General features: G+C 38.2%; 8 protein-coding genes. 6 read left to right on the plus strand and 2 right to left on the minus strand.

The genetic code is table 11. From position 1 onward, the window contains the following. Positions 1 to 16: 16 nt before the first annotated feature. The gene (secA2, locus tag EV282_RS02935) at positions 17 to 2,389 is read right to left on the minus strand and encodes an accessory Sec system translocase SecA2 (RefSeq protein ID WP_130293655.1); all 2,373 of its coding nucleotides are present in this window, start codon (positions 2,387 to 2,389) and stop codon (positions 17 to 19) included. Between the two features lie 148 nt (positions 2,390 to 2,537). Between secA2 and EV282_RS02940 the strand changes: the two genes are divergently transcribed. The 4 genes from EV282_RS02940 to EV282_RS02955 all read left to right on the plus strand — a co-directional run bounded on the left by EV282_RS02940 (position 2,538) and on the right by EV282_RS02955 (position 11,267). Then, complete coding sequence (locus EV282_RS02940; protein ID WP_130293656.1) at positions 2,538 to 6,002, plus strand: S8 family serine peptidase; 3,465 nt, start codon at positions 2,538 to 2,540, stop codon at positions 6,000 to 6,002. An 87-nt stretch (positions 6,003 to 6,089) separates the two neighbouring features. After that, positions 6,090 to 8,057: an LTA synthase family protein gene (locus EV282_RS02945; protein WP_130293657.1), complete on the plus strand. Its 1,968-nt coding sequence runs from the start codon at positions 6,090 to 6,092 to the stop codon at positions 8,055 to 8,057. Between the two features lie 462 nt (positions 8,058 to 8,519). Then, positions 8,520 to 9,647, plus strand: a complete 1,128-nt coding sequence (locus EV282_RS02950; protein ID WP_130293659.1) for an S-layer homology domain-containing protein — start codon at positions 8,520 to 8,522, stop codon at positions 9,645 to 9,647. Between the two features lie 138 nt (positions 9,648 to 9,785). Then, positions 9,786 to 11,267 (plus strand): stalk domain-containing protein, encoded by a 1,482-nt coding sequence (locus tag EV282_RS02955; RefSeq protein WP_130293660.1) that lies wholly within the window; start codon positions 9,786 to 9,788, stop codon positions 11,265 to 11,267. Positions 11,268 to 11,308: 41 nt separating this feature from the next. On the opposite strand, the gene EV282_RS02960 is transcribed toward EV282_RS02955, so the two are convergent. After that, positions 11,309 to 12,472, minus strand: a complete 1,164-nt coding sequence (locus EV282_RS02960) for a polysaccharide deacetylase family protein (protein WP_130293662.1) — start codon at positions 12,470 to 12,472, stop codon at positions 11,309 to 11,311. Between the two features lie 144 nt (positions 12,473 to 12,616). Here EV282_RS02960 and EV282_RS02965 point away from each other — a divergent pair, with 144 nt between their 5' ends. Both EV282_RS02965 and EV282_RS02970 read left to right on the plus strand, forming a co-directional pair. After that, a complete protein-coding gene (locus EV282_RS02965) occupies positions 12,617 to 14,449 on the plus strand; it encodes an FAD-dependent oxidoreductase (protein ID WP_130293664.1) in 1,833 nt (610 codons plus the stop codon). A 539-nt stretch (positions 14,450 to 14,988) separates the two neighbouring features. Continuing rightward, on the plus strand, positions 14,989 to 17,529 hold the full coding sequence (locus EV282_RS02970; protein ID WP_130293665.1) for an S-layer homology domain-containing protein: 2,541 nt from the start codon (positions 14,989 to 14,991) through the stop codon (positions 17,527 to 17,529). The last annotated feature ends 53 nt before the right edge of the window (positions 17,530 to 17,582 follow it).

Here is a 17,582-nt window from a genome sequence, read left to right on the forward strand (position 1 = left end):
AAAATACAACCTCAAGCTATCTGCTTGAGGTTGTTTCTTTTTTATTTATGTTTGTCATGATTTGAGCAATTTGTGTTGCAATTTGTTTTTTTATTTCATTATGAGTTGCTAAGAATAATTCATAACCTTCTTTTTCAAAGATCTTCATAGGATCTTCCTGCGCATACCCTCTTAATCCAATTCCTTCTTTTAAATCGTTCATTGCTTCCATATGCTGTAGCCAGCTATGGTCGATGACCATTAAAATCTGTCTTTTTAATACATTATCAAATTCTTCAAAATAGGATCTGAAGCTCTCAACATGCTTGATGTACTTGGAATGATAGATTAACAGCATCTCAATTAATTCTTCTTGACTGCTGAAGTCTTTCGGATCTAGTGAAATAATATAAATAGGGATAAACTTATTCATTTTTTTAGAAATTTCCTTTAACGGCCACTCTTCAGGTAACGTTTCCTCAGGACATTCTTTCTTAACCATCTTCTTGATTGATGATTCTATAAATGGAAGTACGATAGATAACGGATCTTCAGAATCGATCACTTGATTTCTTAAATCGTAAATAATAGAACGTTGTTTTGAAAGATTTTCATCCAACTTTAATGTGTAATCTCTTATGGTAAAATTGTAGCCTTCACATCTTAATTGAACTTGCTTTACTTCTTCTTTTATCTTTTTATCCGTAATTTCTCCAGTTATAGTAGAAATAGTTGAAATCGTCTTTTTAAACTTTTCTGAAGCAAAGCGTTTTATAATTTCATCTTCTAGGGAGATGAAAAATTGTGAAGAACCAGGATCACCTTGACGTCCTGCACGACCAATTAATTGATTATCTATTCTACGGCTCTCATGTAACTCAGTCCCGATAACATGGAGACCGCCTAGAGCTGCAACTCCGTCTCCAAGCAAGATGTCGGTACCTCGTCCAGCCATATTTGTAGCAATTGTTATCATACCTTTTTGGCCAGCGTTTGAAATTAATTCAGCTTCTTGTTCTTCATTTTTTGCGTTTAACAGCTGGAATTTTATTTTTTTCTTTTCAAGTAGTTTTGCTAGCTCTTGAGATTGCTCTATTGTACTCGTACCGATTAAAATAGGCTGTCCATTTTTATGTATCTTTTGAACTTCAGTCATTACTGCATCATATTTTTCCTTGCGCGAGCCAAACAAAACGAAATCATAATCTTTTCTGATTCTTGGTTTGTTCGTTGGCACTTGGAACACATCCAGGTTATACACATTCCTTAGCTCATTTGCATCTGTCATTGCTGTTCCAGTCATTCCCGATGCCATCGGATACATTCTGAAAAAGTTTTGCAAAGTTACAGTTGCATGAGTTTGGTTTTCCTCTGTAATCTTTACATTTTCTTTTGCTTCAATAGCCTGATGAAGAGCGTTGCTATATTTTCTTCCTTCTAATATTCTTCCTGTAAAAGCATCGATCAGTTCGATCTTTCCATCTTTAACAATATAATCAACATCGAGCTGAAGCATAATATGAGCTCGCAAAGATTGAAGAAGATAGAAATAGATTAAGGCATGTTCTAGATCATAGATATTTTCAATATTAAAGAACCTTTCCGCTTTTGTAATTCCTTCATCGGTAATCAAAACGGATTTTGTTTCTTCATCGAACAAAAAGTCTTCTTCTTTAACAAATGTTTTAACTAAACGATTACATACCAACAATAATTCTGCATTAACATCAGTCATACCAGCAATAATTAGAGGTGTTTTAGCTTCGTCAATTAGAATGCTGTCAATTTCATCAATAATACAAAAATGGAAAGGTCTTTGAACACGATGCTGAGGATCATAGACCATATTATCTCTTAAATAGTCAAATCCAAATTCATTTCCAACTCCATATGTAATATCACTGTTATAGGCTTGTTTTTTATCATCAATCGATATATCTGATAGATTGAGACCTACAGATAATCCTAAGAATTCATGGATCTTACCAATTGTATTCTTATCACGCTTAGCAAGATATTCGTTAACTGTGATAACATGAACTCCCTTTCCAGTTAGAGCTTGTAAATAACTTGGTAAAGAGGCAACTAGCGTTTTACCCTCACCAGTTGGCATTTCCGCAACATTTCCATCAGCAAGTATCAACCCGGCTAATAATTGCACATCAAAATGTCGCATACCAAGTACTCGTTTTGAAGCTTCTCTAACTACAGCGAAGGCTTCAACTTTTATATCATGAATGGATTGTCCGCCCGCTAAATACTTTTTAAATTGAACAGTTTTATATTTGAGTTCCTCGTCGGATAATTTTTCAATATCAGTTTCCAACTCATTTATCTCATTTACTATTTTTTGATACTTTTTTAAGCTTATGCTTTGTTGATCAAAGGCTTTTTTTATAAAAGTTAGCATGTCATTCTCTCCCCACAAAATTCTATTACAATTATATCAGATTATGGTAAAAGTGTAAGTTATTAAAAAATATTATTTGTGAAATTGGAAATAAATAGTATAATATTAATAGTTTTCCATATTATGATGAATTTGAGGAGATGGATGAATGTACAGCTGGAAAAAAGCACTGCTTACTATGGGGTTAAGTGCAGTTATGGTCACACCAAGTTTTACTTCTGTTTCAGCACTAGATGGCAGTTTTGCGGTGAAAAAGAGTTCCATAGATTCGTTAAGGTTTTCCCAGTTTGGTATGACAGGAAAAGAAAGCTTGTATAAAAACAATAAACAGAGTCAGTTAAGTGAGACTGTTCTATTAGTAAAATACAAGAAAGTTCTATCAAGCAGTGATCATAAAAAAGCTGGTGCTTCATTAGTAAGAAGAATTTCCTCCTTAGGCTATGACGTTGTAAAGCTTAATAAAGGTAAAAAGATGGAAGACGTGACAGCAGCTTATGCAAAGATGAGCAGTGTAACCGGTGTATCACCAAGTGCCAACTTTGTTAAACTTGGAACCCCTGATCCTAAACTAAATGAACAATATCACTTATCATTATTAAATATTAACAAAGCTCAATCATTAGCCGGCAAGAACAAAGTACGTGTAGCCGTGATAGATTCTGGTATCGATTCTAAACACCCTGAATTAAAGAATAAACTTCTTTCTTCATATAATATGGTTAATCCGATGAACCCTGGTGCTCCTGATTTCCACGGAACTCACGTTGCAGGGATTATCGCATCAGAAAAAAATAATGGCATTGGCGGAGTGGGTATTAATCCAAATGTAGAAATCCTTCCGATAGATGTTTTTGATAGAGGATGGGGTGCTTCAGATTATGTAATTGCTGAAGCCATTATCCATGCAATTGAAAAGAAAGCAAAGATCATTAATATGTCACTTGGAAGTATTTATCCTTCTCCTCTTATTGAAGATGCGGTAAACAAAGCACTCGCTGCAAATATTACAGTCATTGCTGCTGCAGGTAATGATGGCATGGATTTAAAGAACTATCCTGCATCGTTTGAAGGTGTAATTAGTGTTGGTTCAACTAACAAAGATAACGAACTTTCATCTTATTCTTCATTTGGGTCATCAGTAGATTTAGTAGCACCTGGTGAGGCGATCTATGCACCTTTATACGATTATGAGAAAAAATCAACATTCGTAAAAATGAGTGGAACTTCAATGGCAACACCGGTAGTTTCGGGTGTAGCTTCCTTATTACTATCTAAACATCCTAACCTGACTCCTAAGCAAGTAGAATACATACTTGAACAATCTTCAAAAGACTTAGGAAAAAAAGGTTTTGATACTAAGTTTGGGAATGGCTTGGTTGATCCAGTAAAAGCACTTCAATATGATGTATCTAAAATTCCAAGCTCCATCAATCTAAAGAAAACAAGATCTAATTTATTGAACAAAGCAGAGAAAGTAAATCTTTCTAGTAAGTTAGTAAAAAGTGATGCTATTAAACTTCCTTACGAGGAGAAAATGATTCAGTTTAATGTGAAAGCTGGGGAATACATTCAAACCACTTTGAGTGGATCTGAGGACTACGATTATAAATATTCCCTTTACTTAGTGGATCATAGATGGGTTCCTGAACAATTAGAAATAAATAAAGTGCAGGAAGGACAAACTGAAGGGCATTTATATAAAGTGCCTCGCAGCGGAATTCTAGTCGCAGTCGTTTCTGATGTAAACGGCAATTACAATAAAGATGGAAGTTCACGATATACATTAACGGTTGAAAGATTTAAAAGCTTAATTGAAGATACGAATACAAGAGAAAATCCAGCAGCAGTGAACTCACTCCCATTTAAACAAGTAGCAGGTGATGTGACATTCACCGCACATGATTCAGAAGGCGACTCTGACTACTACACGTTTAAATCTGATAAACAGCAAATTGTTAAATTTGCGTCCACTGGAGTCGCAGGGGTGGATAGTGCTCTTGGTTTATATGTATTTGAGGAGATTCCTGAAGAGGAAATGCCCGAGGGTGAAGATTTTGGTCCTATTGAAAACCTCATGGAAATCGTAAACAGCAAACCTGCTGGTCAAGGAGAACAGCTGACCTTTGAAGCGATGCCGGATGTTGAATATATGATCGAAATCAATAATCATACACCAGGTTTCTTCTTCCCTGATATTTTATTTAATGGGTTAAGTTTTGATTTTCCATCATCACATCTCCCTTATCAAGTTACGATGGATAGCAAAGAGCTTCCTGAGGATGAAGATGGTTTCCCGATGGGAGGAGACCTTGAAGAAGAGTATATGGAAGAAGAGATAGATCTTGAAGAATATGTGGCAAAGAAAAATGAGTCGCGCCGCAACTTCCATGACATGTTAATGGGAGAAGAAGAATATGAAGAAGATATGCTTCCATTAATAAGAGAAGCTGCATTGCCATATGAATTAGGTTGGGACGCAGAAGGTTATCTTCAATACAATGGTGATGAGGATTGGTACAGCATCACCCCTGAAAATAGCGGTATTTTTGAGATGAATTTTGGCGAATCTGCTCCTGCAATGGAGATATACAAGGTTGTACAATTTGAAGAAACAGAAGAATTAATGCCTGTTGCTAGCAATCTTATGATGGGTATGAATGACATAGAAACAAAAAGTACGCTATCTGCTGGTCTGCGTGCCGGTGATGAGTACTATTTAAGAGTAGTTAATCCCAACTATCAGCCTAGCTTAGATCCATACCAGATCAGTTCACAATTAACTGTCGAAGCACCAGAAGATGAATATGAAAACAACGACAATTTCAGAACTGAGCCCGTTGAAGAGATGGCAGATGAAACTGTGATTGGAAACTATGCAATGACTGGTGATATAGATGCTTATTATGTCACTGCTGGTCAGAATGGAATCTATGGGGTAAACTATGAACCTCTTCCTGCGTCAAAGGAATTAAAAGCAAAGTATCCAAAAGAATTATTAAAACCAATTGATGGAGTAGTAGTAATCGTTGATGATCAAAACGATAACCGCATTTTAGACCCTGAAGAATTAGGAAATGTTCGTGTAATTGATAAAGGCTGGGATGACGAGCCTGAACAAGGATCATTCAAAGCTCAAAAAGGGAAAGGTTATTTTGTTATAGCGGATCAATGGTCGTTTGAAGGTGCTGTTTCGAATCTGAATGAGTATAAACTGACAGTAAAACCTGTTAACACAAATGACGAGGATAAAACATCCGTTTTGAAGAATAACATTCCTTCAAAACCTCTTACGTTAAAGAGTAAGTCTAAGAAAGAGTGGGAAGGAACAGGTTATTTCAATCCTGGTGTTACAAATGGAGATGCAGACTGGTACAAGTTTAATGCAGCAGGCTCCTATACCGGCCAAATAACACTTACCAATGCCCAGATCGATGGTGTGATCAGCTTGTACGACAGCAAAGGAAAGGTAATTGGAACCTCAGATTTGTATAGAATTGGCGATGCAGAAGTACTTAACTTCTCTGTGAAGAAAGGAAGTTATTTCATTAAAGTGACTGACTCATTCGGAAATGCTTCGTTAACACCATACTCATTGAAGGTAAAAATCAACTAATTTAGCGGGTAAACTCCCATCAGGGATGTTTGCCCTTTTTTTTATAAAACTGTAAAATGAGAGAGTTACTGAAAGGGGATACAGTGAATGATTCTACAAGTTTTCAAGCGTTGGGGTTGGGACTATTTTTTCTATGGTGCCTTTCTGCTCGCTGTTTTTCTTAAACTCTACTTATTTGGTGCTTTTTCTGATACAGTTTTCGCTCGAACAGGCCTTGTGGGCTACATAAAAGAGAGCTTAAGCAAACTATTCAATGAAGGAACGATTATTGGATTCTATGCAGGTTTGACGTTAATCAGCGTCGGGGCACTACTACTAGTTTCTTTCTGGACATTGTTTTTAAAACAAAGCAAACGCTGGATCAGCTTGCTTATCCTTAATGCGGTGCTAACGTTTCTAATCGTAGGTGACCTCATTTATTACCGATATTTTAACGATCTATTATCCATGACTGTGCTGTCTCAAGCGAATCAGGTCGGTGCGATTTCTGGTAGTATACTAGATTTGTTCCAGGCAAAAGATATTATTTTTATCGCAGATTTACTAGTGTTGATCCCGCTTGTTATCATCTTAATTAAACGCGGGAACGGGAAACTGAAAGCTCGTATGGTAACACGCGGAGCTCTTGGTCTTGCTGCATTTGTTATCGGATACCTTTTCGTTATGAGTCCGATCAATGAATATACGAAAAAGTATGGCTCTGCACTTTTTGCGAGCAACTGGTATAACATGGCTCTTTATAGTCAAACTGGTCTTTTAGGTTTCCACGGCTTCGACATCTATCGCTATGTAAATGAAGCATTCTTCCAGCAGCAAAAAATCTCTGCAGAAGAATCCAAAGAGATCAAAAAGTGGTTCAACGATCATCAAAAAGAGATGAGCAAAGAAACGCCATTTTATGGAGTGGCTAAAGATAAAAACGTCATTATGATTCAGTTGGAAGCCTTCCAAAACTTCGTGATCAACCAAAAAATCAACGGCGAGGAAATCACGCCGAATATCAATAAACTGATCAACGACAGTATGTACTTCCCGAACTTCTCGCTTCAAACGGGACAAGGACGTACATCTGATGCAGAATTCTTGGCGAACGCATCACTTCATCCGTTATATTCGGGATCTGTGTATGTACGCTATCCAAGCAACACGTTCGATTCACTACCAGGTCTCTTAAAACAAAACGGTTATGAAACAGCAGCTTTCCATGCTTATAAAAAGAGCTTCTGGAATCGTTACGTTGTGTATGACAACTATGGTTTTGACCACTTTTTCGGTGAAGGGGACTTTAAAGATGGCGAGATTGCAGGCTGGACGCTTGGAGACAAGCCATTCATGCAGCAATCAGTGGACGAGCTAGTTAAGATGAAAAAACCTTTTTACGGATTTATGGTCGCATTAACGAGTCACCATCCATACAACATCCAGTCTAAATTCCGTACGCTGGATGTAGGAGAATACGAAGGTTCGATCGTCGGCGATTATCTGCATTCTGTTCACTATGTAGATGAAGCGGTTGGTATGCTAGTTGAACGCCTTAAGAAAGAAAATCTTTGGGATGAAACGGTACTGCTTCTATACGGAGACCATGACTATGGTGTCGATAATAACGAAGCCATGATGAAAATCGCTGGGGAAGATTTCACTCCGTACAATATTGAAAAAACGTTCCATGAAGTGCCACTCGTGATGCACTTGCCGAATGATGAAGGAAAAGGCACGTATGAAAGAACGGGCGGACAGCTAGATCTTTCACCAACAATTCTTCATGCACTTGGCGTTCCATTCGATGACCGTTATATGATGGGTGGTAACTTGTTTGAAGAGAAGAACCAACTCGTTGTGCAGCGTGATCTTTCATTCACGAACGGTGATTACACATACAAATCATCAGTAGACGGGTTCTTTGATAAAGGAACATGTTTTGACGGAAAGACAGGAAAGATTACAGACATCAACCTCTGTAAACCAGCTTACGACCAAGCGAAAAAAGAACTGAACATCTCAGATAAAGTGATTTTTAGTGATGTGTTAGAGAAGTTTATGAAAAAAGAATAAAAATAGAGCCGGACGTTGATACGTTCGGTTTTTTTATTGAGAAATCAATTCGGTCTAACGTTCGGTTCATAGGACGGCAGAATTGACTCATAGAAACTCTTTTTTGACTCATAGAATTATGTTTGACTCATAGTGTCTTCAGTTTGACTCATAGCAAGTTTATTTTGGCTTATAGAATTAAAATTAGATTCATAGGATTACCATTCCGGTTCATAGAGGTACATTGTAGCTCATAGAACTCATTATTTTAAAAAACTTGAGCAAGCAAAGTCATGCTCTACTTAAAAAGATTACTTTTCTTATAAAATTAATTTTCAAATAAAAGAGCGACATTTCAGGAGTATGAGCAAGAAAATATTTTAGTAATCACATAATAAATAGTTCTAATGGCATAGGACAAATAGGTGTGAAAAATATAAAATTCTTCCGTAATGTATAAAATTTTGAAATGAGGGGACTTTTTTGAAGAAGTTTATTGGGGGATTATTAGCAGCAACTTTACTTGTATCACCTTTTTCACAAACTGCATTTGCAGAAGAGGATCCAGTTGAATTTGCCGATCCGTATATCTATTATGCTGAAGACATCGACGGCCATTGGGCTGAAAATGACCTGAATAATATGCTACAGGCAAAAATTATTAAAGGATTTAAAGATGAATTTGGTTTTTTGTATGTAAAGCCTGATGACAAGATTACTCGTGCGCAATTTACATCTTTAATAGTTAGAGCACTTGAATTAAAGACAGATAAAGCTGGTAAAGCGTTTTCTGATACAAAAACACATTGGGCAAAGAACGATATCAACACAGCTAGTGCACTAGGAATTATCTCCGGAAAAACAGATACTGAATTTATGCCTGATATGAAGATTACTCGTGCGGAGATTGCTGCAATAATTGTTCGTGCTTTTAAATCTACAGTAGATTTCGAAAGTGGATCAAATAAAAGCTTTACTGATCTGAAATCTGGCCATTGGGCATATAACCATGTTCTTATGGCAAGTAAAGTTGGTATTATTAAAGGGAAAACGGAAACAAAGGTCTACCCTGATAGCGATGCAACTCGTGCAGAAGCAACTGCTATGCTAAAACGTTCACTGTGGCTTGAAGGTGTCGAACTTCCAGATGCAGATGCCGCTATGGATTTAGTGATCAATAGTGAATTTGATACTGTAGAAGCTATTAATAATAAAGATGCTGAAACAATTTTCGCAGTTAATGAGACTAATCGTTATGGGTTAGCATATGAAGATGCTAAATTAGATGCTCAAATATTTGAACTTCTTTTTGAACATGATCAAGATGTGGTAGTTGAAATTGTTTCGGAGCCTTTAACAGAGGTAGTGGATTCGTCAACAAGATTTATTAAAGTAGATGTACAAGATTTAGTAGTTGATTATTACACGATTGACCCAGAAACTGGCGAACTGTATGAAGTTCCAGAAACGATCGATAAATCAGGAGAATACTACCTAATAAAAAGAGGCGGAGTATGGAAAGTTTATACTTCCGATTATCTTAACAACATCTTATATGATGAAATTGATGAGGAATATTTAGAAGAAGAGTTTCTAGATGAATTAGAATAATCGTTTAACAGCCTATACCTTTTTGGTATGGGCTTTTTATATGAAGATTACGTTAATTTTTCCAATAATCAATAAATTACCCTTTGTATATTACATAAAATGGTATAATATCCATATAACAATTTTGGGGGATTATTAATGAAACTACATAAAAAGATCATCAGCTTTGGAGTTGGGTTGACAGTATGTTTAACCCCTCTAACATCAACACATGCTGTATCATCACCTATTTCTATTTTTGTAAACGGAGCCAAGCAATTTTATGACCAACCAGCATTTATAAAGGAGAATCGAACTCTTGTACCCATGAGGGGCATTGCTGAAGATATAGGTGCAACTGTTAAATATAATGCTGCTGATCAAACAGTCATTATGAAGGATAGCAAAGCAACGGTAACCCTTAAAATCGGTTCCAAAAATGCTTATATCAATGGGATGAAAAAATTGTTAGATGTTCCAGCTGAAATAAAAAATAATAGGACAGTCGTGCCGCTGCGTTTTGTGGGAGAAGCTTTTGGTGCTAACATGGCGTACGATCATAATACGCACCGTGTATATATTACGAATACTTTATTTAAAGAAATCGTTCAGGAAAATAAAGAGAAAGTGGTTACAATTCACAAAATCAAACACGGTCAGCGTTATTTGTATCGTGGTGCAGGTGTGATTGTTAGTCCTAGTCTAGTTTTAACGACAGAAACTGCTGTTCATCAGGCACAAGGTGCAGTTATTGAAATGAGCAACGGCAAAGAGGTTACGGTAGAAGGAGTAGTTGAGTTAGATAAAGATAAAAACCTCGCGCTTCTAAAACTTTCTTCGCCGGTAGATGTTGAGCCGGTTCGTATTTCAAATGATTTCAAAGCAGGCGAAAAAGCTATATCTCTATCTGCAAAAGAGGCAGTGGAAATCGAAATTGAAGATTTCTCGGAGCTTATTGCAAGCAAATTTTATACTATTACTAGATTCACAAACTCGCTCTTCGGTACTCCTCTATTTAACTATGATGGAGAATTAATTGGTTTATCTGTGGAACGTGATGGAGATGACTCTGTTGAATTTTTTGAGAGAGCTGTCGGTGCACAAGACTGGAGTTCTTACTTCTCCATGAAGCATGCAGACATTGAAACAAGCGGTTTTTTTGAGAAACTTCCATCTCAACCGATTGAAACGATTGGGGACATCTCACTTGGCATGGACGACACGATGGTTCGTTCACTTGAAAAAGGCGAATTTGGTGAGGAGTCATATCCGTATTTAGTTTATAAAGGTGAGAATGTCTTAGGTCCAGATGGTCAAACGGGCTACGAATTCTTTCCGAAAGAACGTTCCCTTAAAAGTATTGAATATCATTACGCTTCAGAATCTATGACGAAAGAAGAAGCGACCCAAAAGTATCAGGAGCTAATTCAGAAGCTAGAAGCTGTTCATGGTGGGGCTTCTGAAATGGATAATAATTGGGAAGTAGAAGAAGATGGTTATTTTGAAGAATTGCATGCTGAGTGGTATCCGGAATTTAATGAGGAAAAACCAGTAATTCTTACATCTGTTCAGTATAATTCAACTCTGAAACAATATCGTTTTGCGCTCTATTACCTCTTTTACGGTTCATACCGAAAGTAAAATGTTAAGCTGAACCCCTAATTTAGGAGTTCAGCTTTTTATTATTTCAATACATACTTATTCCAAAAATTATATGGCTGAATGGATGATGTGACCGGGACTGATGTATATCCTTTATTCTTCAAGTTCGATGTGACGGACTTCAGGATAGCAACAGTATCCGTCCGATCATGCAGAAGTACAAGTGGAGCTGCACCAGATTTTATAACTGCATTAATCTGCTCATTTGTATACTGGCTCGTTTTTGTCGCACTGTTATAGCTCCAGTCCATACTGTCCACGTTCCAATCCCACATTTTATAACCTGCTGTATTCATCGCCGTTCGATAAGAATCTGTCATGTAGGGCTTGCTGCCGTATGGCGTTCGGATGACGTTTGAAGCCGCTCCTCCTGTTATTTTCTTAACTGTATCAAAACATGACTTCATCTCTCCAACTGCCGAAGAAGGCGAACTATAGAACTTACTTTTGTCATGTGTCACCCCATGGCAGGCAATCGTGTGACCTTCGTTAAACATCCGTTTAATTAATGCGGGGTTGCTATCTGCATTCGGTTTTAGAACAAAGAAGGTAGCTTTCAAGTTATTCGATTTTAAGTAATCCAGAATCCCCGCTGTATGTTTATTTGGTCCATCGTCAAAAGTTAAGAATGCTCTTTTTGCCGGTGATGGAGCAGGCGGTTTTGGCGGTGGAGGAGTATGTTCTTTACGATATGCTTCAATCTGCGTTTTATTTGTTTCGTATAGCTGATCTAACGTTAACTTTGCGTTTTCATCCGAAACTCGCGCAATCGGTCCTTTATAGGAAAAAGAAACGTTGTACCCGAAAGCCTCACTAATCTGGCGGTATGGAACGAGTACACTATTATTGATGTTTATATAGGAAAAAGGAACAGAAGAGTTTCCTTGAATAAATTGTTTTGTTTTCGTGTTTAAGGTGATAACCTGACTGCCTTTGGTAAGTCTAATCTCACCAGTCGCCCCGATCCAATCCACCTGAAATCCAAAGTGCTTACTGAACGATCGTACCGGTACATATGAAACACCATTTATTACTCTGGGAGCAGGACTTAGATTGAATAAGATTTGGTCATTATGTGCCGCAAAAATAAGGGAGCTTCCATGGTCAGCCTTTGCGGGTTTAACGAGAACGAACAAAAACAGAGCAAAGAACAAGGTGATAATTGCGAGGAATCTACTCTTCATTTGAACTTTCCTTTCCAGATTGATATGATTTGTAAGAAATTTGTCTAAACTTGTAAAAAGACTTTTGCTAGAATAAGAGATGTACTTTTATACATATGAATGAGGCGGTCATTTAAGAATCGTCCATAAAAAGTAGGGATATTGTTGAAAAAGTGGATAGCGATAATTTTGGGAATTGTGTTAATAGCGGGAGCTGGGACTGGCTATTACCTCTATAAAAATGATGATGTTGTGCGGATCGATGAAAATATTCCGTTAAAAACATATGATGTAATCGTTGTAGGCGGTGAGCCAGAGGGAGTGGCAGCAGCTGTTGCTTCAGCAAGAGCTGGCGCTAAAACACTTTTACTGGTTGAACGCGATGGACTAGGCGGTTTGTTCACATACGGTGAGTTGAATTTTCTTGACCTCGGTCTTGATAAAGACAAAAAACCGGCGAACGCAGGAATCTTTAAAGAATGGCACGAGATGGTGGATAAGGAAATCTCTTTCGATACCGATAAAGCTGAGGAAGCTTTTGATGAGCTGGTGAAGAATGAAGAAAATATTACACTGAAGCTTGAAACAGAAGTGGAAAAAGTAGAGCTGAATGATGAGCAGACGGCTATTCACCAAATTCAAGCAAGAAATTTTGATGGTGTCATGCGCTATAAAGCAAAGCGTTATATTGATACAACGGCACACGCTGACTTTGCGGCATTAGCGAAGGTTCCTTATTTTATCGGTCAAGAGGATATCGGTAAAAAAGACACGAGCATGTCGGTTACCCTTATGATGCATTTCAAAAATGTGGACTGGAGCAAAGTCTATAAAGTGGCGAAGAATGAAACGTTCGGTGAAGCCGTCGTTCAGCCTCGAACGGCGTATGGTTTCTGGGGTGTTGTTGAGGCGTATAAGCCAAAGAGTGACCGGACCCGGTTACGCGGACTCAACATTGCACGCGTAACGAATGGCGATATCTACATTAATGCACTGCAGATATTCGGGGCGAATGGGTTAGATGAAAAATCGAAAAAAGAAGCGATTGAAATCGGGAAAGAAGAAACAAGGCATGTATTGGCATTTTTACGGGCAAATTTCCTGGGGTTCGAAAATGCAGAGATTGCTGACTACCCTGAGGAACTTTATGTTCGTGAAACGAGACACATCAAAGCGGAATACCAGCTGCCGATTTCCGATGTGTGGGAGTATAAAGACCACTGGGATTCGATTGCGTTTGGGTCATATCCTGTTGACGTACAGGCTACTGAACCAGACGGGGAAGACTATATCATTTTAAATCCGAAGCAGTATGCGATCCCGTTTCGTTCATTAGTTCCGAAGAAAATCGATAATCTTCTTGTAGCAAGTAAAGCATCTGGTTATTCTTCATTGGCTGCAGGAAGCGCACGTATTGTGCCAACAGGTATGTCGACAGCAGAAGCCGCAGGTATAGCATCTGTTTTATCGTATAAAAACAATGTGGATTTCCGTGAGATGTCGAAGGATAAAAAACTGGTGAAAAAGCTGCAGGATGAGCTGATAGCCAAAGATGCTCACCTCTACCATTTTGATTTAGACTACTTATATGAAGGCAAATGGTTCTATCCAGCTGTGAAGGATCTATATACGAGGGGTATTCTGTTCGCTGGCTATGAAAATGACTTGAAGCCAAACGAATCTTTCACAGAGGATCAGTTTGTGTGGATGGTGAAGAATGGTGTTGAGAGAACGGACTTGGAGCTCTACAAATCAATTGAATGGCCAGAAGTGACAGGTGACAAACCATTAACGCGCGATAAAGCTGCTCGCTGGATGTTTGAGTGGTTCATCAAGAAAGATAAACAGCGCAACAATCCTTGGGCGGCTGCGGCAAAGCAAGGCTATCTGGATGATGAAGTATTCAAGCGAGTGGATGAAAATAGACCACTTCTGAAAAAAGAAGGCTACGCGCTCGTTTCGGGTATCTTAATAAAGGTTGAAAATAAAATTAAATAAATGAAGAGACTGACCTAAATGTGCACGCCATGTGCAGTAGGTCAGTCTCTTTTATTTTATTTGGACAAAAATTGTTCATCTATGAGTCAAACTGAGAAGTCTATGAGTCAAACCTATGAGCCAAATAGTGTAGTCTATGAGCCAAAAGAGAATCTATGGACCGAACCAAGGATTCTATGAGCTGTCCCAAGGATTCTATGAGTCAAACGGTGTAGTCTATGAGTCACCATAGAATCTATGGGCCGATCCAAGGTTTCTATGAGCCGTCCCAAGGTTCTATGAGTCTAACCGAGTAGTCTATGAGCCAACCAAGAATCTACTAGCCAACCAAGGATCAATGAACCAAAAAAAGTCTACCTCATGAACTGCTTATACAACAACTTTTATTTTTCTGCCGAAATATTCTACATTAATTTTCCTAATAAAACAATTTTAGTCCTTTTTCACTATATTTTGACATAATCTTGCAATCTATGGATTTTATTATAAAATAATATAGGGTTGGAAAATTTTTCATCAAGAATATGGGGGAGAAGTAAATGAGGGGTAAGCAAGTTCGCCGAAAAGCGGGGGCTTTTTTGGCATTGATATTGGCAGGGCAAACTTTATTTGGTGCTAGTTATACATATGCATCTGAATTCAATAATGGAAAAACGGTAAAACAGTATAATCTATCAAAAGCTGCAACTTTTAAGGAAATTACATATAGCACGAAAACGAGTACAACAACAATTAATCAGGATATCTATATGTTAGAAACGAAAATGGGAGATCCTAATACGGAAATTAAAGTCGGAGTACCTAATCCGATCAGTTCTTTAATGACAGTGTCTAAACGAGCGAAGCTGGATAATCGTGCAGGACATTATGTAGTGGGTGCAGTAAATGCTTCATTCTTTAGATCGAATGATAAATACGGTTATGCTCCAACGGGTGTCCTTTCACAAGACAACAAGATTGTAAACTATGGTGTGGTGACCGGGGACTCCACTTCACCCATGAATGTTGCAGTTGGTTTTGGTATAGGTGCGAACGGAGAACCAATAATTGATTATACGAAACCTACCCTATCCTTTGGCTTCAACGGAAAAACTTTACCGATTTACAGTATGAACTCAGTACGGGAATCTGAAAAGGGAATTCTCTATACCAAAAATAACAAACTAGCAACATCAGGTACTAACGAATGGGGAACAGAAATCATTATTACAAATACATCTAAGGACCCAGCACAAATTGGATTTGGTGATACTATCACTGGTACGGTTTCAAAGGTTACTAGATTAGGACAAGCAGGCAGTCAATCGATTCCGCCTGGAGGTATGATCGTTTCTTTTGCAGGTAAAACACTATCGGAACAATTATCGAGTGTAAAACCGGGAGACACCGTCTCTGTTTCAGCCAATATTGAAGCGAAATGGAAAGATGCTAAATTTATCGTGGGTAGCGGTCCAATGCTTGTTAGAGATGGAAAAGTAGAAATCTCGATGTCTCCTAACGACTATCTTGTAAAAGACCGTGCACCACGAACAGTGGTAGCATATGATGCGGATAATAAAAAAGTATTTTTTGTTGTAAATGACGGAAGGACATCTGATAGCAGAGGGTCAAGTCTCCCTGCAATGGCAAACTACTTAATTTCTCTTGGTGCTGACTATGCCATGAATCTTGATGGCGGCGGATCATCTGCAATGGTAGCACGTCCGTATGGTGCATATGAGCCTGTTTTAATGAATACTCCATCTGACGGAGTGGAACGTGCGGTTTCCTCTATTTTAGAGGTGGTAAACATGGCGCCAACAGGGTCAGCCGCTATACTAGTTTTAGGTTCTGCACCAACTCTTGAAGTAGGAATGAAGGCTCCTATTTCTCTAAAATACGCATTGGATAATAATTATAACCCTATGGATCTAACAGCCTCTCAGCTTACATGGACGGTTGAAGGCGGCGTGGGAGTAATGGAAGGTAACACCTTTGTTGCGAAATCTGAAGGAACGGGGACGATTGTAGCAAGCAGTGGCAGTGCTACAGCGAGAATTCCTGTAACAGTAACAAACTCAGTACCTTTAGGAACAAAGTTTTTACCACTCGAAGGCTTTGATTCATTAAGCAGCTGGAGTACAGTAGGAGCACGAGCAAATGTTTCACTTTCAGCCGACCGGTACAAAGCTCGAGAAGGTTATGCAGCAAAGGTAAACTATGATTTTACAGAAGCAAACGGGGAAACGGCTGCAGCTTATTTAGAAGCTAGCCAAGCTATCCATGTCGAGGGTAAGCCTCATGCTTTAGGTGTATGGGTATATAATGATGGTTCTGGTCACTGGCTTAGAGGTGAAGTAATCGATGCGAACGGGAAATCACACAAAGTCGATTTTACAGAACCAGGAGGAATGACTTGGAAAGGCTGGGGCTATTCTCAAGTGGAACTCGGTTCTACACTTGCCTTTCCGATTAAAGTAAAACAGCTTTATTTTGCAGAAACAAATGCAGCAAAACAAAATAAAGGCACGATCTATATGGAAAATCTGCAAGCGATCTATGACGAAAACTATGAAGAACCTATTTTTACTGACTTAAATCAAGCACCTTGGGCGGTTAATTCCATTCTCGCATTAACGAGCAAATCAATAATCAGCGGTTACTCTAACGGGAAATTTGGTCCAAACGATAAAATTACCCGCTTACAGGCTGCTACAATGATTTCCAGACATTTAGGACTAGATACTACAAATGTTGAGGACCCTGGTTTTAAAGATATTACACCGAGTACGTATGGATATGGAACGATAGCAGCTGTCGCAGAAATTGGAGCCATAACAGGACATCCTGATGGTACATTTGGTCCAAATGATTCATTAACACGTGCACAGATGGCTTCCATTATGGAGAGAGCGTATGATCTGGAAGGAACAACAACAAAAACTTTTTCTGATGTAAAATCAGGACATTGGGCATACAATTCCATTCAAAAAATATTAGCAAATGGTATTACCGGTGGGTATGAAGATGGTACTTTCCGCCCGGAAATAGCTATTACAAGAGCTGAATTTTCATCTATGCTCGATCGTTATATAAATTAATTGGAAAACTAAGTAATATTACTAAACATTATGTAAATATAACCGATATACAG

The sequence above is a fragment of the Fictibacillus sp. BK138 genome (assembly GCF_004216955.1).
Lineage (GTDB): Bacteria > Bacillota > Bacilli > Bacillales > Fictibacillaceae > Fictibacillus.